Below are 21019 nucleotides of genomic sequence, written 5' to 3'. Positions count from 1 at the left end.
TGCCCCTCGGGGTGGGTGGTCGTCGGTCGTCGGGGCGTGTGGCGAACGGCCCTAGACTCGACCGCGTGCCGACCCGGGAGCCCTTCGCGCCCGGCGCCCTGGTCCGCGCGCACCCGTGGGCGAGTGGGGGCGCGCTCGTCCTCGTCGTCGTGCTGGCGGTCGTCACGCTGACCGGCGGCTGGTCGCGCTCGGCTCCCGAGGGGGCGGCGCAGGTCGCGCCCGGCACCGAGGTCGACGCGGCGCCGTTCTCCCTGCGCCTGGACGAGGCCTCGGCCCGCTTCGCCCTCGGCGTCGAGGAGGCCGAGCCGGGACGGGCCTTCGTCGTGGTCGAGGGCGCGGTCGAGCTCACCTCCCCGACGTCGGTGACGGCGACGACCCTCGCCGGCGCGCTCCGGGCCGACCTGACCGCCTACGACCAGGCGGGCTCGCCGTCCGACGACCCGGCGCCGGTCGTCCGGGTCGTGCCGGACGGGTCGACCCTGCTCGGGCTCGGCCCGGGCCTGCGCTACGACGTCGAGATCGGCTACGTCGTCGACGAGGCGAGCGTGCCCGAGCGGCTGTCCGTGACCGTCCTCGGGCACACCTTGCGGCGCAGCGCGCTCGACGGCGAGCTGCGGTGGTTCGACGCGACGCCCGTGGCCCGGCTGACGCTCGACGTGGCGCCGCTGCCCCCCACCCGGCCCACCGAGGACCTGTGACGGCGCCCGCGCGGACCGGCCCGGGGCTCGGTCACGTCCTCGGCACCGCCCTGGTCTGCCTCGCCCTGCTGGCCGTCGGCTCCTGGCTCCAGGGCTGGCTGCCCGGAGGGGACGACGACCCCGCGGCGGACCCGCACGTGCGCCGTGGCGCGGTCGGTGACGCGATCGACCTGCGCACCTCGACCGTCACGGTCGACCGGGTCCAGGGGACGACGCGGGTCGAGCAGTACGGCGCCGAGCTGGTCAGCCCCGGGCTCTGGGTCGTCGTGAGCTACACCGTGGTGCCCACCGAGGAGAACGCGTCGATCACCTTCGCCGAGCTCGAGGACGCACGGGGTCGCACCTGGGGACTGGTCGGTCGCAACGCCAACTCGTGCGCCGAGAGCCCGCCCGGGCTGCCGGTGCACTGCACGGCCCTCCTGGAGGTTCCGGCCGACGCGCTCCCCACCCTGCGGCTGCGCCTGGCTCGGCTCTCCCGGGACGTCCGCTTCGACGCGGTCGCGGAGGTGGACCTCGGGCTCGGCGCCGAGGACGCCGAGGCGTTCGCCGCGGCGCCGACGTTCGCCGTGCCCGCGCCGGTGCTGGGCGACGGCACGGAGGAGGAGTCGTGAGGCGGCGCTGGCTGCTCGTGCTGCCGGTCGCGCTGGTGCTGGCGCTGCTCGCGACCGCGAGCCGGCTCCAGGTGTTCTGGTGGCCCGAGCAGCAGCACGACGTGACGACCGGCAGGCAGGGCGAGCCGGTGGAGGTCTCCGACCGGTGGGAGGACGCCGACGGGGACGAGCGGCGCCGCGAGCTGTCCGTCACGCTGCTCGAGGTCGTGTCGGCCACCCAGGTGGAGGGCTTCTCGGGGCCGGAGACGCTCGAGCCCGTCGCGGGCAGCGCCGTGTGGGAGGTGCGGCTGCGCCTCGACGCCGACCCCGACGTACCGCTGAGCGGCTGCCGTCTCTCGATCGTCGACACCGACGACCGTGAGGCCACCGCCATGTCCGCGCAGCTGGGGGAGACGCTCCTCCCGGGGCCCGCCTGCGAGCCCGAGGACCGGGCCGGGCCCCGCTACGACGGCACCCCGGTCGAGGGCGCGCTGCCGCGCCCGCCGTCGTACGACGTCTCCGTCCTGGTCGTCACCGACGACGAGGCCGTGCCGGACCGGGTGCGGCTGTGGTGGGAGGCGCCCGACGTGACCGAGATCAGGCTCGCGGGTCGCTGAGGGCCCGCTCCTCGGCGAGGTCCTCCTGGAGGCGACGTGTGAGCAGCCGTGACACCGCGGCCGCGACCAGGACCACGATGATCACCGTGTAGACGGTGCGCGTGGCGAGCTCGAGGTAGGGCGAGAAGGCCAGCATGGTGTCGGGGTCGCGGGGCCCGACGAGCGCGCGCAGGAGCAGCGCCGTGCCCCACTCCGCCAGGCGGGCGAGGCCGAGCACCAGGCAGAACGTCAGCACCGGCACCAGGCCCGCGTGCACGAGCGTGCGCAGCCCGGCCACGAGCTCCTCGAAGCGGCGTCCCAGCAGGTCGCCCACCCGCTCCGGCCCCCACGCGCGCCGCGCAGGACGGTCGGGACGCCCGGCCCGGCGGGCTGCCAGGCGCGGCTCCACCCGCTCGCGCGCGCGGACGACCAGCCGGTGCTGCTCGAGCCGTGCCCGGCGGCTGTCGCGCAGGCCGCCGGCGAGCACGACCGCGCCGACGGTCAGCCAGGCGACGGGCGTGACGACGATGTCGCTGATGCCGGTGACGATGCCGGCCAGCACCTCCCCGAGCGCGCGCACCGGGTCGGTCAGCGGGCCCAGGGCCGCGGTCGCGCGACGCCAGGCCTCGCCCGCCTCGTCGACCACCGCGCGGTCGCCCACCCAGCCGCTCGCGTCGTGCCAGCGCGTGGTCAGCAGCGCCGCCAGCCAGGTCAGCCAGGTGACCTCCACCAGCGCGGCCAGGAAGGCCCAGCCGGTGTGCCGGCGCGCCAGGTCGAGGCGGTCCAGGACGGAGCGCATCGTGAGGGCGGTGACCACGAGCCCCAGCTGCCAGCTCGTCACCGTGACCAGCGTCCGGTCGTCGAGCTCGGCGCCGCTGAACATCGCGCCGCTCGCGAACTCGTCGGCGTAGCTCTCGTTGATGAACTGGTCCCGGTCGGCGTCGAGGTGGCCCTGCAGCGCGTAGACCGTCAGGAACGGCACCAGCGCCGACGCCAGCAGCGCCAGCCGCTCCCTCCTCGTCTCGCCCTCGGACTCCTCCGGCGAGGCGCTCTGGAGGGTCCAGCGTGCCGACGACCCGGCCACCCGGAGCATCAGCACCAGGGCGATCACCATCGCGAGGGGAGCCAGCGGCACCAGCAGCGAGGCCAGCACGGGGTGGTCGCGACCCAGCAGGACCGCCGCCCACATGGCGGCGTTGCGGGCGGCGAGGCCGAGCAGGAAGATGCTGACGAGCGCCGCCCAGTGGTGGGCCAGGAGCCGGAGCGCGTCGACGACGACGAGGCCGGCGTCGACCACGGAGTCGCGCAGCTCCCGCAGCACCGTCACGCCGGGAGTCTAGGCGGCGTGCACGGCCGCGGGCCGCTCAGGCGGTGAGGCGCCAGCCCGCGACGTCGATCAGGAAGTGCGACAGCACCAGCGCACCGAGGTAGAAGGTCGACACCGCCAGCGCCAGCCCCGCCCGGGTGGCCAGCGAGGCGCCTCGGGCTCGGGCGAACGCCGTCGCCGCGGCCCAGCCCAGCGCCGCCTCCGCCGGGACGACATAGACCGCCACGCCCAGGACCCGCCGGGTGTCGCCGGTCGGCTCCCAGAGCCCCAGGGTGGGCGCGAGCAGCTCGGCCCCGAAGAAGACCAGCGCGGACAGGGCCGCGGCCGGGCCGGGCCGTCCGCCGGCCAGCGCGACGGCGGCGAACAGGGGGGCCACCCACATCGCGGCCATCGCCACCGGGATCACGTCGTCGACCCGTGGGCCGCCGGTGTCCGGGAAGCGCAGCGTGCCCACCAGGTCGGCCAGCACCCAGTCGGGCAGCACCTGGAACACCGAGACCAGGGCGAGGAACCCGGCGAGGGCGAGCAGGTCGTCGCGCCGGGTCGCTCGGCACACTGCGAGCAGCCCGGCGACGTACGCCACGACCACGACGAGGACGCCCCACCCCTGGGCCGGGGCCTCCAGCGCGAGGGCCGCCCCGCCCCCCACGAGGAGCGCCGCGTGGACGCCGAGGACGGGGACGAGCCCCTGACGGGACGAGCGCAGGGTCGTGGGCACGCCACAAGGTAGCGGTCAGCCGAGGGCCGCGCGCACGCTTTTGACAGTGGCCTCGAGCGACCCGCCGGCGTCGACCCAGGTGGCGTGCGGGCGGAGGCGTCGCAGCGGCTCGAGCGACGCCACGAGCCGAGGCGCGTCGTCGGGCGCGACCAGCAGGTTGTTGACCTCGTGCTCCGGCCGGGTCGGAGCCGCGGCGCGCAGCGCGAGACGCTGGGCGAGCGTCGCGGAGTCGAGGTCGAGCACCAGCTCGTGGAAGCGGACGCCATGCGTCGTCGCGAGGGTCTCGAGGTCCTCGATGAACGGCGTCCGAGCGAGGTACTGGCCCAGCACCACGTCGTAGCCGGCCGCGAGGTGGCACTCGGCCAGGGCGAGCGAGAGACGCCGGGCCTGCAGGCCGGAGGCTGCCGGGTCCGTGTCCCACCGGCCGAGGGAGTGCTTCACGCCGTCGATGTCTAGGGCGAGGGCGAGGTGGCGGCCCTCCGCCACGGCCCGCGCGACGGTGGACTTGCCCGACCCGGGAGCGCCGTTGATCAGGACCAGTCGCGGCACGCGGGCAGCGTATCGCCCGGCCGGTCCCGGACCTCTCCGTCGCGCCTTGCGAGGATGGTCGGATGCGCGCAGTGGTGGTCGACGCGGCCGGGTCCCGGCCCGAGGTCCGAGACGTCCCCGAGCCGTCGGCTCCCCCCGGTGGGGTCGTCGTGCGGGTGGTCGCCACCGGGATGTGCCGCAGCGACTGGCACGCGTGGGCGGGCCACGACGAGATCGCGTTCCCGCACGTGCCCGGGCACGAGCTGGCCGGCGAGGTCGTCGAGGTCGGTGCCGGGGTCGCGCGGTGGCGGGTGGGGGACCGGGTCACGGTGCCGTTCGTGTGCGGCTGCGGTCGCTGCGACTGGTGCCTCGGCGGGAACGCGCAGGTCTGCCCCGACCAGGAGCAGCCGGGCTTCACCCACTGGGGATCCTTCGCCGAGCTGGTCGCCCTGCACGCCGCCGACACCAACCTGGTGTCCGTCCCCGAGCAGGTCTCCTTCGCGACGGCGGCGGCGCTGGGGTGCCGGTTCGCGACGGCCTACCGCGCGCTCGTCGGCCGGGCGCGGGTCGTGGAGGGGGAGTGGGTCACGGTGGTCGGCGCCGGCGGCGTCGGGCTGAGCACGGTGATGATCGCCGGGGCGCTGGGCGCGCGCGTCGTCGCCGTCGACCGCAACGCGGAGGCGCTCGCGGTGGCCACCGACCTCGGTGCCGAGCACACCGTGCTCACGGGCGGGACCGACGGGGCCGACGTCCCGTCGGCCGTCGCGGACCTGGTCGCCGGCGGCAGCCACGTGGCGGTCGACGCCGTCGGCAGCGAGCAGACGTGCGCCGACGCCCTGCTCAGCCTGCGACGGCGTGGCCGGCTGGTGCAGGTCGGCCTGCTCCCGCCGGTCGAGGGTCACCCCCGGGTGCCGATGGACCGCGTCATCGCCTGGGAGCTGGACGTCCTGGGCAGCCACGGGATGGCCGCCGCCGACTACCCCGCGATGATGGCGCTGATCGCGTCCGGGGCGCTCCAGCCGCAGCGGCTGGTCAAGCGCACGATCGGTCTCGAGGAGGCCGCCGCCCTGCTGCCGGCGTTCGACCGGGCGACGGTCGCGGGGATCACGGTCATCGACCCGACGCGCTGAGACCGCGGGTCAGGGGATGACGCGCGCGTCGCGGTACTGCTGCGCGTAGTCGAAGAACGTCGCCCGGGTGTCGCGGGTGGCCGAGAAGCCGGCGGCGCGGCTCTTGTTCATGTCGGTGACGACCTCCATCTCGCGGCCCAGGTCGGCGTCGGAGTGCCACCAGGAGGCGACCCGGGACAGGTCCGGCTCGACCAGGTCGTGCCGGGCGGCCAGCTCGCGCCAGACCGGCTCCATGCCCGTCATGGCGACCTCCAGCGGGCGCGGCGCGTCGGCGTACCCCTCCCACTCGAGGCCGAACCACGCCGCGACCTGCGGCCACAGCCAGCGCCAGCGGAAGACGTCGCCGTTGGCCGTGTTGAACGCCTGGTCCTGCCCGGCGGGCGTCCGCGCCGCCCACGTCATCTGCTCGGCCAGCAGGTCGGCGTCGGTGACGTCGGTCAGCGCGTTCCACTGGGTCTCCGAGCCCGGGAAGACGAAGGGGAGACCCCGCTCGCGGCACAGCGAGGCGTAGGCGCACAGCGTGGCCACCATGTTCATGGCGTTGCCCGTGGCGAAGCCGAACACGGTGTGGGAGCGGTGGACGCTCCACGTGAAGCCGTCGCGCTCGGCCGCCGCGAACAGCTCGTCCTCCTGGGCGTAGTAGAAGTTCGGGTAGGGCAGCCGCTCCTCGTCCTCGTGGAACGGGGTGTCGGGCATCTCGCCCTGCCCGTAGGCCTCGAAGGGCCCCAGGTAGTGCTTCAGCCCGGTCATCAGGGCGACGTGCCGCAGCGAGCCGGCGGGCGACAGCGCGGCGAGCAGGTCGCGCACGGCGCCGCCGTTGACCCGGATGTTCTCGGCCTCGGTGTCCATCCGGGTCCAGGCCGTGATCGCCACGAGCTCCGGCCGCACGTCCTCGACCGCCGCGGCCAGGCCGGCGAGATCGCTCAGGTCGGCGCGGACCGGCCGCACGTCGGGCCGGGTGGTGGTGCCGCTGCGGGAGAGGCCGTAGGTCTCGAACCCCTCGTCGACGAGCCGTCGGGCCACGGCCTGCCCCACGATGCCGGTGGCTCCGACGACCAGGGCGCGGCGCCCGGGCGTGGTGGGTGACTCGGACATGGGAGGTCCTCTCGGGCGGGGAGCGGCCGCCGTACGACGGTCCTCCTCGACAGTAGGGTCCGAGACCAACCGCCGTCGGTGGCGACCACTACGGTCGGCGGATGCCTCGCACCCTGCGCCTCGCCGTCGCCCAGAGCACCGTCGCCCAGGACCCGGGGGACGTCGAGTCGCTGCGGGCGGGAGGGGCGCAGGTCCGTCGGCTGATGCGCGAGGCGAAGGCCGGCGGAGCGCGCCTGGTGCAGTTCCCCGAGGGCGCGATCGTCTACCCCGACAAGCACGTCATGTCGTCGCAGGGCCCCGACGTGGTGGCCGACGCCGACTGGTCGCGCGCCGACTGGTCGGTGCTGCGTGAGGAGGCCGACTCGGTCACGGCGCTGGCCGGCGAGCTGGGGCTGTGGGTGGCGTTCGGCTCGATCCACCCGCTGGAGGCGCCGCGCCGACCGCTCAACAGCCTCTACGTCGTCTCCGACCGCGGCGAGGTCGTGGGGCGCTACGACAAGCGCGTGCTCTCGCACACCGAGCGCACCTGGATGTACACCCCCGGCACGCAGCCGCTGGTCTTCGAGGTGGACGGGTTCCGGTTCGGGGTGGCGCTCTGCGTCGAGGCCGGCTTCCCCGAGCTGTTCGACGAGTACGAGCGGCTGGACGTCCACTGCGTGCTGCTCTCGGTGATGGCCGACGACGCGGCGCGGGCCCTGATCGGGCAGTCCTACGCCGCGCTCCACTGCTACTGGGTGGGCTACTCCATCCCTGCCCAGTACGCCGCCACGGTGCCCTCGGGCATCGTCGCGCCGGGCGGGCGCTGGCTCGCGCGGTGCGAGGCCGTGGCGACCCCGGGGCTGGCCTTCGCCGACCTCGACCTCGACAGCGCCGAGGCCGACATCGACGGCGCGGTCCGGCTGGCGCGGCCGTGGCGACGCTCGGTCAGGGACGAGCTGAGGCGGGCTGGGGTGGGGTGAGGGAAGCACTCGGGGGCGCGACGTGCTTGCATCAGGTATGACTCAAGCCGACTTCTGGTTCGACCCGCTCTGCCCGTTCGCCTGGATCACCTCGCGGTGGATCCTCGAGGTCGAGGAGGTGCGCGACATCGACGTCACCTGGCACGTCATGAGCCTGGCCTACCTCAACCAGGACAAGGACATCCCCGACGACTACCGCGAGATGCTCAAGCCGGCCTGGGGGCCGGTGCGTGTGTGCATCGCCGCCGAGCAGAAGCACGGCCGCGAGGTGCTGCTGCCGCTCTACACCGCGATGGGCAACCGCATCCACCTCGGTCAGGAGCCGATCACCCGCGAGCTGATCGCCGCCTCCCTCGCCGACGCCGGCCTGGAGGCCGAGCTGGTCGAGGCGATGGACGACTCCTCCCTCGACGAGGCGGTCGCGGCATCCCACCACGAGGGCATGGACCAGGTCGGCGACGACGTGGGCACGCCCACGATCGCCATCGAGGGCGCGGCCTTCTTCGGCCCGGTGCTGTCGAAGATCCCGCGGGGCGAGGAGGCCGGGCAGCTGTGGGACGGCGCCGTCGCGGTCGCGAAGTTCCCCTACTTCTACGAGCTCAAGCGCTCGCGCACGGGCGACCTCGACTTCAGCTGAGGGTCGCGGTGGTGGTGGCGGCGGAGACCGCCGCCACCGCTGCCGTCACCTCCGCGGCCGCCGCGCGGATGGCGTCGCGGACCGCCGTCGCCGCCCAGGCGCCCTCGCTGACCTGGTGGGCGCGCTCGCGCACCTCGCGCGCCGACATGCCGCGGCGGTCCACGACCGTGTGGGCCTGGTCGAGGGCGTGCAGCAGCGCCACCAGGGCGCCCGTGCGCGGGTCGGGGTCGGCGCCCTCGACGAGGACCCCGGCGACCTGGCGCCGTACGGCGTCCTCGTGGGTGCTGTCGGCCGCGGGCCACCGGGTGCGCGGGAACACCCCGAGCACCTTGTCCTCGCGTCGCTCGAGCACACCGCGCGAGACGAGCCGGTCCCCGAGCGTGTCCTGGAGGCCCTTGCCCAGCCGGGTGGCGAGGTCCTGCGCGGAGCGCTCCTTCTCGGCGACCGTGGCGAGCGCGTCGACGAGCACGGGGTCGCGCGGCGCGGCGCCATCCTCGACGCGCACCTGGGCGGTCCGCCACCGCCCGCGATCCTCCACGGCGACCGCCCCGGCGAGCGCGAGCTCGATCAGCACGGCGCCTCCCAGGGCGGTGGGCAGCGACGTCCCGGCCCGCACGGCGCCCTTCTCGTCGTCCAGCAGCAGGAGCAGCAGGTCCTCGGCGATCAACGTGTCCATGCGTCGAACGTAGCGGGGAGCCGGACACCGCCGGGGCGGCGTCGCGGGATCGACTTTGGCGCCGTGGGCACGCACCATAGGTGCCCATGCGCTTCTCGGGATTGGCATCACTGGCCACTGCTGTCACGTTGACCACAGGTCTGCTGGCCCTGCCGACGGCCGTCGCGGACCCCGGTCCGGGCGCCCGTGACGGCTCTCGGGTGGAGGCCTCGGCGATCCGGCTGCGGGCCGACCCGCGCTCTCCGGTGAGCGCGGCCGACGTGCCGGTCACGGACGGCACGAGCGGGCCGCGGGGGACCTCGCCGTACTCGATGCTGGGCATGACCTGGCGAGGCACGGACCCCACGACGCTGCGCTTCCGCACTCACGGGCGCGACGGATGGAGCGCGTGGCGCACCGCCGAGGTCCTCGAGGACGGGCCGACCCCGGGCACCGAGGGGAGCCCGAAACGGGCGACGCAGCCCGTCTGGGTCGGGCCCTCGAACGGCGTCCAGCTCGACGTGCGCGGCTCGGGCCACCGCGACCTGCGCCTGGTGCTCATCGACCCCGGCGTGCTGCCCTCCGACGACGACGTGCAGGTCACCGCCCCTGCGGCCGCGGCGCAGCGACCCGCCCTGCGGACCTCCGCCAGCAAGCCGCGGAAGCGGCCTAAGGCCTCGCCCGAGCCGCGCCTGCTGACCCGTCCGCAGTGGGGCGCCAACGAGCGGCTGCGCAACGGCCGGCCGACGTACAACGCGGGGCTGCGCCAGGTGCACGTGCACCACACGGCCTCGGGCAACGACTACACGCGCGCCCAGGTGCCGGCGATCCTGCGCGGCATGTATCGCTACCACACGAAGTCCCTGGGCTGGTTCGACCTCGGCTACAACTTCGTCGTCGACCGGTTCGGCCGGACCTGGGTGGGCCGCAGCGGGGGAACGACCCGGCTCGTGCGCGGCGCGCACACGCTCGGGTTCAACCACAGCTCGGTGGGCATCGCGGTGCTCGGCAACTTCGAGCGGACCCGACCCAGCCGGCGCGCGGTGACGGCCGTCGTCCGGCTGGCGTCCTGGAAGCTCGACCGGCACCGCCGCGACGCGACCGGCCGGGTGGTCGTCCGCTCCGAGGGCAGCGACCGCTACCGATCGGGCAAGCGGGTGCGGCTGAACGTCGTCGACGGCCACCGCGACACCAACCAGACCGCGTGCCCCGGAGAGCTGCTCTACGAGCGGCTGCCGGGCATCCGGCGACGCGCCCAGTGGCGGATCGACCACTACGGCCGCGGCTGAGTCGACGGGCTGACCTGACGGGCTGACCTGACGGGCCGATCGGAACGGGGTGGCGCCCCGACCCTAGGATCGACGCCATGACCCATGTCCTGTCTGCCGTCGCCTGGCCGTACGCCAACGGCCCCCGCCACATCGGCCACGTGGCCGGCTTCGGCGTGCCCTCCGACGTCTTCAGCAGGTACATGCGCATGGCCGGCCACGACGTCCTCATGGTCTCCGGCACCGACGAGCACGGCACCCCCATCCTGGTCGCCGCCGACCAGCAGGGCGTGAGCGCGCGCGACCTCGCCGACAATAACAACGCCGTCATCGTGCAGGACCTGGTCGACCTCGGCCTCTCCTACGACCTGTTCACCCGCACCACCACGGGCAACCACTACCTCGTGGTGCAGGAGATGTTCGAGACCGTGCACCGCAACGGCTACATGGTCGAGCAGACGACGTTCGGCGCCATCAGCCCCTCGACCGGGCGCACCCTGCCCGACCGCTACATCGAGGGCACCTGCCCGATCTGCGGCTACGCCGACGCGCGCGGCGACCAGTGCGACAACTGCGGCAACCAGCTGGACCCGACCGACCTGAAGAACCCGCGCTCGAAGATCAACGGCGAGACCCCGGAGTTCGTCGAGACCCAGCACTTCTTCCTCGACCTGCCCGCGCTGGCCGAGGCGCTGACCGAGTGGCTCGACGGGCGCGAGGCGACGGGGCTGTGGCGCCCCAACGTCATCCGCTTCAGCCAGAACATCCTCTCCGAGATCCGCCCCCGCGCCATGACGCGCGACATCGACTGGGGCATCCCGGTGCCGCTCGACGGCTGGCGCGAGCAGCACACCAAGCGCCTCTACGTGTGGTTCGACGCGGTCATCGGCTACCTCTCGGCCTCGATCGAGTGGGCCCGCCGCTCCGGCGACCCGGAGGCGTGGCGCCGCTGGTGGAACGACCCCGACTCGCTGTCCTACTACTTCATGGGCAAGGACAACATCGTCTTCCACAGCCAGATCTGGCCCGCCGAGCTCCTGGCGTACGACGGTCGGGGTGCGCGCGGCGGCGAGCCGGGCGCCTACGGCGACCTGCAGCTGCCGACCGAGGTCGTGTCGTCGGAGTTCATGACGATGGAGTCCAAGCAGTTCTCCACCAGCCGCGGTCACGTCATCCTGGTCGGCGACATGCTGTCGCGCTACCAGCCCGACGCGCTGCGCTACTTCATCTCCGCCGCCGGCCCCGAGACCTCCGACTCCGACTTCACGTGGGCGGAGTTCGTGCAGCGCACCAACTCCGAGCTCGTCGCGGGCTGGGGCAACCTCGTCAACCGCACCGCCACGATGATCGCGAAGAGCTTCGGCGAGATCCCGGCGGCGGGGGTGCTGGAGGAGGTCGACGAGGCGGTGCTGTCCGCCGTGCGCGACGCCTTCACCACCGTCGGCGACCTCATCGGCCGGCACCGGCAGCGCGCCGCGATCGGCGAGGCGATGCGCGTCGTGGGCGAGGTCAACAAGTACCTCACCGTCACCGAGCCCTACAAGATGAAGGACGAGTCGCAGCGCGAGCGCCTGGCGACGGTGCTCCACGTCGCCGCCCAGTGCGTGGTCGACTGCAACACGCTGCTCGCGCCGTTCCTCCCGCACTCCTCCAACCAGGTGTGGGCGGCCTACGGCGGCGAGGGCGAGTTCATGCCGATGCCGCGCATCGAGCAGGTCGAGGACCTCGACCCCGGCCACGGCGCCGGCCTGGACTCCTACCCGGTCATCACCGGCGACTACGCCGGCACGCCCCGCTGGGAGTCGCGCCCGCTCACCGTCGGCGCGCCCGTCGCCAAGCCCAGCCCGATCTTCACCAAGCTCGACCCGTCGGTCGTGGACGAGGAGCTCGCGCGGTTCGCGGAGCGGGCGTGAGCCTCACCGGGTGAGTTTCACCGGGTACCCGGTGAAACTCACGGTTCCCGTACGAAGTTTCGGCCGGGAAGCGTGAGTTTCGTCAGGGCGGTGTGACCCGTGGGGCGGCCGCGCAACTCCGGCGACAACAGCCTGCACGCGGCGTAGCCTCGGCCCATGAGCCTCACCTTCCTGCTCACGTCGATGGTGATCGTGGCGACGCCGGGCACCGGCGCGCTGTACACGCTGGCCGCCGGCCTGACGCGCGGTGCGAGGGCCAGTGTGCTGGCGGCGTTCGCGTGCACGCTCGGCACCGTCCCGCACCTCGTGGCGGCGATCACCGGCCTCGCCGCGGTGCTGCACGCGAGCGGGGTGGCGTTCAACGCGATCAAGTACCTCGGCGTCGCCTACCTGCTCTACATGGCCTGGGCGACCTGGCGCGACCACGGCGCGCTGTCGGTCGACGAGAGCGCCCGGCCGTCGTCGTGGCGCAGCGTGATGGTCTCGGGCATCACCCTCAACCTGCTCAACCCCAAGCTGACCATCTTCTTCTTCGCGTTCCTGCCGCAGTTCGTGCCGGCCGGGCCCGGCTCGACGACCACGATGCTCGGGCTGAGTGCGGTCTTCATGGCCATGACCTTCGTCGTCTTCGCGGCCTACGGCGTGTGCGCGGCCGCCGTGCGCGACAGGGTGCTGGCCCGGCCGCGGCTCGTCGACCGGATCCGCAAGGCGTTCGCCGCCAGCTTCGTGGTGCTCAGCGGCCGCCTGGCCGTCGAGTCCCGCTGAGCCCTCGACGTCACCCGCTGACCTCGTACTCCGAGACCGAGGCGCCCACCAGGGCTGCGCCCTGCTCCTCGGAGGGCCCGCTGCCGCGGAACGCCTCGAGCGCTCCTCGCGACGACCAGCGCTCGTGGACGTTGATGCGCCCGGGGCGAGCAGGTCGGGCGAGAGCGCGAAGTGCAGGCAGCCGTCGGCGTCGCGCGCCAGCCGCACGACCTCCTCGCACCCACGGAGGTAGGACGCCCGCTCGGCGGGGTCGACGAGGAGATGTCCGGCGACGATGACCATGCCGTGCCGACCGTCCGGACAGCCGCGAATCATCGGATCGGGGTCCCCTAGGCTCTGCGCATGACCGCCATGTACCTGCCCACGTTCTTCGTCAAGCAGAAGTTCGCGATGACGACCAACCGCTACGAGCTGTTCGCGGCCAACCCCGACGGCAGCTTCGGGCAGTCGATGGGGCTCGCCGAGCAGAAGCGCCTGGCCTTCAAGGAGGAGGTGACGTTCTACGCCGACGACACCAAGACCCGCCCGGTCTTCAGCTTCAAGGCGCGCAAGAAGATCGACCTGAACGCCGGCTACGACATCTTCGACGAGTCCCGCAACCAGATCGGCTTCTTCCGCAAGGACTTCGGCGCCAGCCTCATGCGCTCGACGTTCCACATCGAGGGCCCCGGCTACGCCGGCACCGGCCAGGAGCGCAGCCAGGCGATCGCGATCATCCGTCGCTTCACCGACATCCCGTTCCTGCCGATCCACTTCGACTTCGTGAGCGCGGAGGGCCAGCCGCTCCTCGGCGTCGAGCGCCAGGGCTCGGTGCGCGACAAGTACACCGTCCACGTCCCCGACCAGCGCATCGACTTCCGGGTCGCGGCCGCGGTGGCGGTCGGGCTCGACGCCCTCATGCAGCGCTGACGGCGGCCTGAGCGTGCTCCACCCCGAGGCGCGGCTCGCCGTCGAGCAGTACGACGGCGAGCCGAAGGTCTTCGACGAGGCGTTCGACGTCGCGGCCTCGCGGGCGCAGGCCCGCGAGGCCGCCGCCGCCGAGCCGCGCGAGGACGTCGCGCAGGTGAGCGACGTCGACGCCGGGGGAGTGCCGTGCCGGCTCTACCGCCCGGCCGACGCCCTGCCCGGCGTCGTCGTCCACCTGCACGGCGGCGGGTTCGTCTTCCACGACGTCGAGGTGCACGACGCGTCCGCGCGGCGTCTGGCCAACCGCACCCGCACCGCCGTGCTGAGCGTCGACTACCGCCGCCCGCCCGAGCACCGCTTCCCCGCCGCCCCCGACGACGTCGACACCGTGCTGGCCTGGTGGCAGGAGGAGGGCCCGCTGTTCCTGCACGGCGACAGCGCCGGCGCCAACCTCGCGCTGGTCGCGGCGCTGCGCAACCCCGGACGCGCCGCCGGCGTCGTGCTCGTCTACCCCTTCCTCGACCCGCGTGCCGGCTTCGACTCCTACGACACCGCCGCCGAGGGCTTCGACCGCCGCGAGGCTGCCTGGTACTGGCAGCAGTACGCCGCCGGGCCGGCCGACCTGGACGACCCCGACCTCGCCCCGCTGCTCTCCGACCGGCTCGCGACGCTGCCGCCCACGCTCGTGGTGACCGCCGAGCACGACCCGCTGCGCGACGAGGGCGAGCACCTGGCGTCGCTGCTGGCCGAGGCCGGCGTGCGCGTGGTCGGCACCCGCTACCTCGGCCAGGTGCACGGCTTCTGGCGCCACGACCGGGTCTTTCCCGCCGCCGAGCCGCTGATGGGGCAGGCGGCGGCGTTCCTCGACGGGCTGCGGAGCCGGACGCCCGGCGCCTGACGACGTCTGGGAGGATCGGAGCCATGCGCGTCCACGTCGGATCCGACCACGCCGGCCTCGAGCTCAAGGACCACCTCGTCGCGTGGCTGCGCGACCACGGCTACGAGCCGGTCGACCACGGCCCCTTCGTCTACGACGCCCAGGACGACTACCCGGTGTTCTGCCTGCGGGCCGCCGAGGGTGTCGTCCACGACCGCGACGGCGGCCTGGACAGCCTCGGCGTCGTCATCGGCGGCTCCGGCAACGGCGAGCAGATGGCCGCCAACAAGGTGCGCGGCGTCCGCGCAGCCCTGGCGTGGTCCGACGAGACCGCCGCGCTCGGGCGTCAGCACAACGACGCCAACGTCGTGGCCGTGGGCGGGCGGATGCACCCGCTCGACGACATGACGCGCTTCGTCGAGGTCTTCCTCACCACCGGCTTCTCCGGCGACGAGCGCCACGTGCGCCGGATCGCCCAGCTGGCGTCGTACGAGACCACCCGCGAGCTGCCGCCGCTGCCCGACTCGGCGCGCGATGCCTGAGGGCCACACCCTCCACCGCCTCGCCGGCGACCTGTCGCGCGCCTTCGCCGGGCGGCTGGTCCGGGTGGGCAGCCCGCAGGGCCGCTTCGAGGACTCAGCTGCGCTGCTCGACGGCCAGGTGCTGGAGCGCGCCGAGTCGTGGGGCAAGCACCTCTTCGTGACCTTCCCCGCGGAGCGCCACGTCCACGTCCACCTCGGCCTCTACGGCGTTTTCGCCGTCCACGAGGACGTCGAGGAGGTCCCGGCCCCGGTGGGGCAGGTCCGGCTCCGGCTGGTGACCGCCGACGCGGGCCCCACGTCGTACGCCGACCTGCGCGGCGCCACCGCCTGCGAGCTCATGACCGGCGAGCAGCGCGACGCGATCCTGGCCCGCATCGGGCCCGACCCGATCCGCCAGGACCAGGACCCCGCCCGCGCCTGGGACCGGATCCGTCGCAGCAAGGCCGCCGTCGGCGGTCTCCTGATGGACCAGGCGGTGCTGGCCGGCGTCGGCAACGTCTACCGCGCCGAGGTGCTCTTCCGGCACCGGATCCACCCGCTGCGTCCCGGCAACACCCTGCGGGTCGGGCAGTGGCAGGCCATCTGGGACGACCTGGTCGGGCTGATGGCCGAGGGCGTGCGCACCGGGCGCATCGACACGGTGCGCCCCGAGCACACCCCCGAGGCCATGGGCCGGCCACCGCGCCAGGACGACCACGGTGGCGAGGTCTACGTCTACCGCCGCACCGGGCAGCCGTGCCTGGTCTGCGGGAGCACCGTGCGCACCGCCGTGCTCCAGGCCCGCAACGTCTTCTGGTGTCCGCGATGCCAGCCCACGTTCCGCTCGCGCGCCGTACGCTGACTCGCGCCCACCCGCACCCGACCCCCTGGAACCCCATGACCGCCACGTACCAAGCGACGCGGCCCGCCCGCAGGTCCGTGCGCCGGCACTGGCAGCTGTTCCTGCGCCGAGGGCTGACGCAGGAGGCCCGCATCGCGCTGGCGCTGGCCCTCGTGGCGGTGCTGATCACCGTGGTCGTCTTCACCTGGCCCGACCGCGCGCCGCTGACCGGGCTGATGCTGCCGCTGATCATCGCCAGCCTGATGCTGGGCCCGCGCACCCTGCCGGGCTTCGTGGTCTTCCTGATGGTGCTGCTCGCTGCGGGGCTGGCGGCGCAGACCGAGATCACCCCGCGCATCGTCGGCGCCACGCTGGTGCAGTTCGCGATGGCGCTGGTGGTCATCGCGACCAGCTTCCGCCGCACCCGGCTCGGGGTCGCCGGGATCCGCGGGGAGGCCATGCTGGTCGACCTGCGCGACCGGATCCTCACCCAGGGCGGCGTCCCGGACCTGCCGGCGGGCTGGCACGTCCAGTCGGCGCTCAAGCCGGCCGGAGGCACACCGTTCGCCGGCGACTTCGTCGTGGCCATGCGGGGGCACGACCTCGGGCGGCTCGAGGTGGTCGTGGTCGACGTCTCCGGGAAGGGCACCGACGCCGGCACCCGCGCCCTGCTGCTCTCGGGCGCCTTCGGCGGCCTGCTGGGCGCCATGCCCGCGGCCGACTTCCTACCTGCGGCCAACGGCTACCTGCTGCGCCAGGCGTGGGATGAGGGGTTCGCGACCGCGGTCCACCTCTCGCTGGACCTCACCACCGGCGACTACGAGATCCGTACGGCGGGCCACCCGCCCGCCGCGCACCGCACCGCCGGGTCCGGCACCTGGTCGGTGCTGCGCACCGACGGACCGATCCTGGGGCTGCTCGACGAGGCGACGTTCACCACGGCCACGGGCCGGCTGGGCCGGGGTGACGCCCTCCTGCTCTACACCGACGGCATGGTCGAGGAGCCGCGCCGCGACATCGACCTGGGCATCGACCAGATGCTCGGCGAGGCCGAGTCGCTGATGCGCGGCACCTACGACGGCGCCGCGGCCCGGCTCACCGACGCGCTCGGCTCGCCCGACGACGACCGCGCGCTGGTCATCGTCCACCGCAGCTGAGGGGCCGTCCGCGCGACGTGGTCGGCTGGGGCCGTTTGGGGTCCGCGGGTGCCGGTGTGGCACCATGGAAAGGCACATTTCGCGCCGTACGCACGGCGCGAGACAGGCACGCGGATGTAGCTCAATGGTAGAGCTCCAGTCTTCCAAACTGATTACGCGGGTTCGATTCCCGTCATCCGCTCCAAGGAGCCCTCACCGCTTGCCCCGAGGGCGTCTTGACCAAGACAGAGCACGCTTGACGGGGCGTAGCGTAGTGGCTAGCGCGCCTGCTTTGGGAGCAGGAGACCGCAGGTTCGAGTCCTGTCGCCCCGACGAAACACCTTTCACCCAGACCTGAGGAGACCACCTGTGAAGAGCGCCGTCGAGACCTTGAGCCCGACCAGGGCCAAGCTGACCGTCGAGGTGCCCTTCGAGGAGCTCAAGCCGAGCCTCGACGCGGCCTACAAGAAGATCGCCCAGCAGATCAACATCCCCGGCTTCCGCCGCGGCAAGGTGCCCCCCATGGTGATCGACCGTCAGGTCGGCCGGGGCGCCGTGCTCGACGAGGCGATCAACGAGGTGCTGCCGGCCAAGTACGTCGAGGCGCTCGAGGCCAACGACCTCCAGCCCCTCGCGCAGCCGGAGATCGAGGTGACGAAGTTCGAGGACAACGAGACCCTCGAGTTCACCGCCGAGGTCGACATCCGCCCGCAGATCGAGCTGCCGTCCTACGAGGGCATCGAGGCGCAGGTCGACGACCTCGAGGTCGCCGACGCCGACGTCGAGGAGCAGGTCCAGGCGCTGCGTGAGCGGTTCGCCACCCTGAGCGACGTCGAGCGCCCCGCCGCCGACGGCGACTTCGTCGTGCTCGACCTCAAGGCCCTCAAGGACGGCGAGGTGCTCGACGGCGCCGAGGTGGCCGGGATGTCCTACCAGGTCGGCCGCGGCGGCATGATCGAGGGACTCGACGAGGCCCTGGTCGGCATGTCCGCCGGCGACGAGAAGACCTTCTCCTCCGAGCTCGTGGGCGGCGACCTCGTCGGCGAGGCCGTCGAGGTCCAGGTCAGCATCAGCCAGGTGCAGGAGCAGGAGCTCCCCGAGCTCGACGACGACTTCGCCCAGGAGGCGTCGGAGTTCGACACCTACGACGAGCTCACCGCCGACGTGCGCGAGCGCCTGGGCCGGGGCAAGCGCCTCGAGCAGGCCGCCGCCGCCCGCGACGCCGTCCTGGAGGTGCTCCTGGACCGTGTCGAGGTGCCGCTGCCCGAGACCATGGTCACCGACGAGCTCAACGCCCGCCGCGCCAACATCGAGCAGCAGCTCGGAAACGCCGGCATCCCGATGGAGAAGTACCTCGAGGACGAGGGCCAGACCGTCGAGGAGTTCGAGGCCGACCTCGACCGCCGCGTGCGTGAGGCCGTCGCCGCGCAGTTCCTGCTCGACGAGGTCGCGAAGAAGGAGGAGCTCGGCGTCGACCAGCAGGAGCTCTCCAGCCACCTGGTGCGCCGGGCCCAGCAGTCGGGCCAGGACCCCCAGGAGTTCGCCAACCACATGTTCGAGCACAACCACATCCCCGAGCTGGTCCAGGAGATCCTGCGCGGCAAGGCCCTCGCGGCCATCGTCGAGACCGCGGTCGTCAAGGACGCCTCGGGCAACGTGGTCGAGCTGAAGAACCTGCGCCCCGACGGCACCATCGGTGAGCCCGAGGCCGAGACCCCGGACGCCGACACCGACGCCGACGCCGACACCGAGGCCGACGCCGAGAAGTGACCTCGGCCTGACCGGCCGACCGCCCTGCCCACCGCACCGCCGGGGGGCAGGGCGGTCGTCATTTCCACCCGGTCGTCATTTCACCTGGACGTCGCTCAGCGGCGCGACTCCACGACCCGCCCGGGCACTAGGATGCTCGCGTGACCTCGGGGGACGACGGCGACAGCGCATGGCGCCCGCCTGCACGCGACACGCACCCCGTCGAGCAGCTCGACGGCTACGACGACCTGGTCGAGGTCGGACGCGGCGGTGACTCGATCGTCTACCGCGCCCGGCAGGTCGCCATCAACCGCCAGGTCGCGATCAAGGTCCTGCTCATCAACGACCCCAAGCGGGCGGCGCGCTTCGCCCGCGAGGTCGAGATCACCGTCGAGCTCGGTCGCCAGCACCCCAACATCGTCACCGTCCTCGCGGTCGGCACCACCGCCTCGGGGCGTCCGGCGATCGTCATGGACTACCACGAGGGCGGGACCCTCCACGACCGCCTGAAGTCGCTGGGCACGCTGCCCGTCGAGGAGGTGGCCCGCATCGGGGCGGTGCTCGCCGACGCGCTGTCGTTCGCCCACGACCGGGGCGTCCTCCACCGCGACGTCAAGCCGCAGAACGTCCTGGTGCTTCCCACCTCGTGGGTGCTCGCGGACTTCGGGATCGCGCGGCTCGCCGACTCCGAGCACACCTCGTCGGCAGAGACCTTCACCTACCGCCACGCGGCACCGCAGATCCTCGACGGCCTCCCGCCGACCGCCGCCGACGACATCTGGTCGCTCGGCTCGACGCTGTACACCCTGCTGGACAGCCGGCCGCCGTTCGCCAGCGAGGACCCCGACGAGGACTCCGCGCTGGCCTACCTGCGACGCGCCCGCACCGAGCCGCACCGGCCGCTCACCGCGCCCGGCACCCAGGCCATCGCCCCGATCATCGACCGCTGCCTGGCCAAGGAGGTCGCCGACCGCTGGCCCTCCGCCGCGGAGCTGCGCGACGCGTTCCTCGGCCTGCGCGTCTCCGCCTGGGAGCCCGGAGCGACCACGGCGGGCCCGGCGTCCCCGACGGCGCCCGCGCTGAGCCCCTCCGCGGCCCAGCCCCTGGCTCCGGCACCCGTGCCGCCCCGCGAGACCACCTCGCCGCGACCGGCTCCCGAGCCCGACGTCGTGGAGGCCTCACCGGTCGCGCTGTCCGCCGTCGCCCACGCGCCCGTCCCGCGCGACGCGGAGCCCACGGGCACCGGCCTGCCCGACGACCACACCGGCGAGGACCCCCGCACCGCTCCCGAGCGGCCCGAGGCGCCCGAGGACCCCGACCAGCCCGGCACCGGCCGGCGCCGTCGGGTGCTGCTCATCCTGGGCGCGGCCGCGCTGGTCGTCGGGCTGACGCTCGGCATCGTCGGCGCCGTCCTGCGCGGAGGCGACGACCCGGACCAGGGCGACACGACCGCAGGGTCGACCGACCAGATCCCGGTGCTGCAGTCGCCGCCCACCGCCACCGAGACCTTCCGCGACCGGCCCAGCAAGGACCTCGCGGTCGTCTTCTCGCTCCTCGAGTACGACGGCGTCAACCTGGTCGCGGAGTGGACCGACCCGGCCGAGGGGACCGGCAGGTTCGTGCTGCACCAGACGCTGCCCGACACCGGGGAGTACCTCGAGCTCGGCACCGGCACCACCGAGTGGAAGGCGCCGTTCGCGGCCCCGACCGGCCGCAGCTGCTACTACATCACCGTGCACTCCGTGGAGGGTGCCTACGGCATCTCCGGGCGGCGCTGCATCAACAACCCGCTCTAGCGGCGGCCGGCCGAGGTCTCAGCGCCCGAGCACCCGCGGGTCGAGGTGCCACCACCAGCGGCGCCACCACGCCACCGTGCGCCGGGCCGCGCGCTGCACCTGGCGCAGCTCGGCGCGGAAGTGCGACGACCCAGCGGGGTCCGGGCCGAACGCGTCGCGCTGTGCGGACGCCGCGATCGTGAGGGCGGCGTCGACGCCCAGCCGGTCGTCGGCGCGACGCGCGACGACGTCGGCGGTCTCGTGCGGGTCCGGGGCGAGCCCCGCCAGGTGGAGGGCGTCGACGACTCCCGCCCAGGCGCCGCGGGCGCCGCGGC

Annotated in this window: 22 protein-coding genes and 2 tRNA genes; 18 read left to right on the top strand and 6 right to left on the bottom strand. The window is 73.7% G+C overall.

Features of this window, described 5'->3' with window-relative positions:
- Nucleotides 1–65 precede the first annotated feature (65 nt).
- From IRQ30_RS20990 to IRQ30_RS20980, 3 genes are read left to right on the top strand one after another with little or no spacing between them, the layout of a single operon-like run.
- The gene (locus IRQ30_RS20990; RefSeq protein WP_193614829.1) at nt 66–698 is read left to right on the top strand and encodes a hypothetical protein; all 633 of its coding nucleotides are present in this window, start codon (nt 66–68) and stop codon (nt 696–698) included.
- Nucleotides 695–1309, top strand: a complete 615-nt coding sequence (locus tag IRQ30_RS20985) for a hypothetical protein (protein ID WP_193614828.1) — start codon at nt 695–697, stop codon at nt 1307–1309. Before IRQ30_RS20990 ends, IRQ30_RS20985 begins: the two co-directional genes overlap by 4 nt.
- Nucleotides 1306–1905 (top strand): hypothetical protein, encoded by a 600-nt coding sequence (locus tag IRQ30_RS20980; protein ID WP_193614827.1) that lies wholly within the window; start codon nt 1306–1308, stop codon nt 1903–1905. Before IRQ30_RS20985 ends, IRQ30_RS20980 begins: the two co-directional genes overlap by 4 nt.
- On the opposite strand, the gene IRQ30_RS20975 is transcribed toward IRQ30_RS20980, so the two are convergent.
- Genes IRQ30_RS20975 through IRQ30_RS20965 form a run of 3 tightly spaced genes read right to left on the bottom strand, consistent with a single transcriptional unit; the run spans nt 1886 to nt 4478 of the window.
- A complete protein-coding gene (locus IRQ30_RS20975; RefSeq protein ID WP_193614826.1) occupies nt 1886–3211 on the bottom strand; it encodes a hypothetical protein in 1326 nt (441 codons plus the stop codon). The genes IRQ30_RS20980 and IRQ30_RS20975 overlap by 20 nt on opposite strands.
- Nucleotides 3212–3248: 37 nt before the next feature.
- The gene (locus IRQ30_RS20970; RefSeq protein WP_193614825.1) at nt 3249–3929 is read right to left on the bottom strand and encodes a DUF6989 domain-containing protein; all 681 of its coding nucleotides are present in this window, start codon (nt 3927–3929) and stop codon (nt 3249–3251) included.
- 15 nt (nt 3930–3944) lie between these two features.
- The gene (locus IRQ30_RS20965) at nt 3945–4478 is read right to left on the bottom strand and encodes an AAA family ATPase (protein ID WP_193614824.1); all 534 of its coding nucleotides are present in this window, start codon (nt 4476–4478) and stop codon (nt 3945–3947) included.
- 62 nt (nt 4479–4540) lie between these two features.
- Between IRQ30_RS20965 and IRQ30_RS20960 the strand changes: the two genes are divergently transcribed.
- Nucleotides 4541–5587: an alcohol dehydrogenase catalytic domain-containing protein gene (locus IRQ30_RS20960; RefSeq protein WP_193614823.1), complete on the top strand. Its 1047-nt coding sequence runs from the start codon at nt 4541–4543 to the stop codon at nt 5585–5587.
- Nucleotides 5588–5596: 9 nt separating this feature from the next.
- Here the strand turns inward: IRQ30_RS20960 and IRQ30_RS20955 are convergent, their stop codons facing one another.
- Complete coding sequence (locus IRQ30_RS20955; RefSeq protein ID WP_193614822.1) at nt 5597–6682, bottom strand: SDR family oxidoreductase; 1086 nt, start codon at nt 6680–6682, stop codon at nt 5597–5599.
- A 101-nt stretch (nt 6683–6783) separates the two neighbouring features.
- On the opposite strand from IRQ30_RS20955, the gene IRQ30_RS20950 reads away from it, so the two are divergent.
- Nucleotides 6784–7641 (top strand): carbon-nitrogen hydrolase family protein, encoded by an 858-nt coding sequence (locus IRQ30_RS20950; protein WP_193614821.1) that lies wholly within the window; start codon nt 6784–6786, stop codon nt 7639–7641.
- Between the two features lie 37 nt (nt 7642–7678).
- Nucleotides 7679–8278, top strand: coding sequence for a mycothiol-dependent nitroreductase Rv2466c family protein (locus IRQ30_RS20945; RefSeq protein WP_193614820.1), 600 nt, complete (start codon nt 7679–7681; stop codon nt 8276–8278).
- On the opposite strand, the gene IRQ30_RS20940 is transcribed toward IRQ30_RS20945, so the two are convergent.
- Nucleotides 8271–8954, bottom strand: a complete 684-nt coding sequence (locus IRQ30_RS20940; RefSeq protein ID WP_193614819.1) for a GOLPH3/VPS74 family protein — start codon at nt 8952–8954, stop codon at nt 8271–8273. The genes IRQ30_RS20945 and IRQ30_RS20940 overlap by 8 nt on opposite strands.
- A 128-nt stretch (nt 8955–9082) precedes the next feature.
- On the opposite strand from IRQ30_RS20940, the gene IRQ30_RS20935 reads away from it, so the two are divergent.
- From IRQ30_RS20935 to IRQ30_RS20880, 12 genes are all read left to right on the top strand, one after another.
- Nucleotides 9083–10222: a peptidoglycan recognition protein family protein gene (locus IRQ30_RS20935; protein WP_193614818.1), complete on the top strand. Its 1140-nt coding sequence runs from the start codon at nt 9083–9085 to the stop codon at nt 10220–10222.
- 77 nt (nt 10223–10299) lie between these two features.
- A complete protein-coding gene (gene metG / locus IRQ30_RS20930) occupies nt 10300–12114 on the top strand; it encodes a methionine--tRNA ligase (protein ID WP_193614817.1) in 1815 nt (604 codons plus the stop codon).
- A 156-nt stretch (nt 12115–12270) separates the two neighbouring features.
- Nucleotides 12271–12879 (top strand): LysE family translocator, encoded by a 609-nt coding sequence (locus IRQ30_RS20925; RefSeq protein ID WP_193614816.1) that lies wholly within the window; start codon nt 12271–12273, stop codon nt 12877–12879.
- Nucleotides 12880–13221: 342 nt separating this feature from the next.
- Nucleotides 13222–13788, top strand: coding sequence for an LURP-one-related family protein (locus tag IRQ30_RS20920; protein WP_227464898.1), 567 nt, complete (start codon nt 13222–13224; stop codon nt 13786–13788).
- Between the two features lie 13 nt (nt 13789–13801).
- Entirely contained in the window at nt 13802–14683 is an 882-nt protein-coding gene (locus tag IRQ30_RS20915) for an alpha/beta hydrolase fold domain-containing protein (protein ID WP_193614815.1), read from the top strand.
- Nucleotides 14684–14706: 23 nt separating this feature from the next.
- Nucleotides 14707–15204, top strand: a complete 498-nt coding sequence (locus IRQ30_RS20910) for a ribose-5-phosphate isomerase (protein ID WP_193614814.1) — start codon at nt 14707–14709, stop codon at nt 15202–15204.
- Nucleotides 15197–16045 carry an Fpg/Nei family DNA glycosylase gene (locus IRQ30_RS20905; RefSeq protein ID WP_193614813.1) on the top strand — a complete coding sequence of 283 codons (849 nt, stop codon included), beginning with the start codon at nt 15197–15199 and terminating at the stop codon, nt 16043–16045. Before IRQ30_RS20910 ends, IRQ30_RS20905 begins: the two co-directional genes overlap by 8 nt.
- A 35-nt stretch (nt 16046–16080) precedes the next feature.
- Entirely contained in the window at nt 16081–17181 is a 1101-nt protein-coding gene (locus IRQ30_RS20900) for a PP2C family protein-serine/threonine phosphatase (RefSeq protein ID WP_193614812.1), read from the top strand.
- Between the two features lie 110 nt (nt 17182–17291).
- A tRNA-Gly gene (locus tag IRQ30_RS20895) sits at nt 17292–17365 on the top strand.
- Between the two features lie 55 nt (nt 17366–17420).
- A tRNA-Pro gene (locus tag IRQ30_RS20890) sits at nt 17421–17493 on the top strand.
- A gap of 36 nt (nt 17494–17529) precedes the next feature.
- Nucleotides 17530–18930, top strand: coding sequence for a trigger factor (gene tig / locus IRQ30_RS20885; protein WP_193614811.1), 1401 nt, complete (start codon nt 17530–17532; stop codon nt 18928–18930).
- Between the two features lie 140 nt (nt 18931–19070).
- Nucleotides 19071–20705, top strand: coding sequence for a protein kinase domain-containing protein (locus IRQ30_RS20880; protein WP_193614810.1), 1635 nt, complete (start codon nt 19071–19073; stop codon nt 20703–20705).
- A gap of 18 nt (nt 20706–20723) precedes the next feature.
- On the opposite strand, the gene IRQ30_RS20875 is transcribed toward IRQ30_RS20880, so the two are convergent.
- On the bottom strand, nt 20724–21019 hold a 296-nt coding region (locus IRQ30_RS20875), incomplete at its 5' end, for a hypothetical protein (RefSeq protein ID WP_227467918.1).

It is taken from the genome of Nocardioides lijunqiniae, assembly GCF_015024225.1.
Lineage (GTDB): Bacteria > Actinomycetota > Actinomycetes > Propionibacteriales > Nocardioidaceae > Nocardioides > Nocardioides lijunqiniae.
This window is presented reverse-complemented; position numbering and strand designations above follow the sequence as displayed.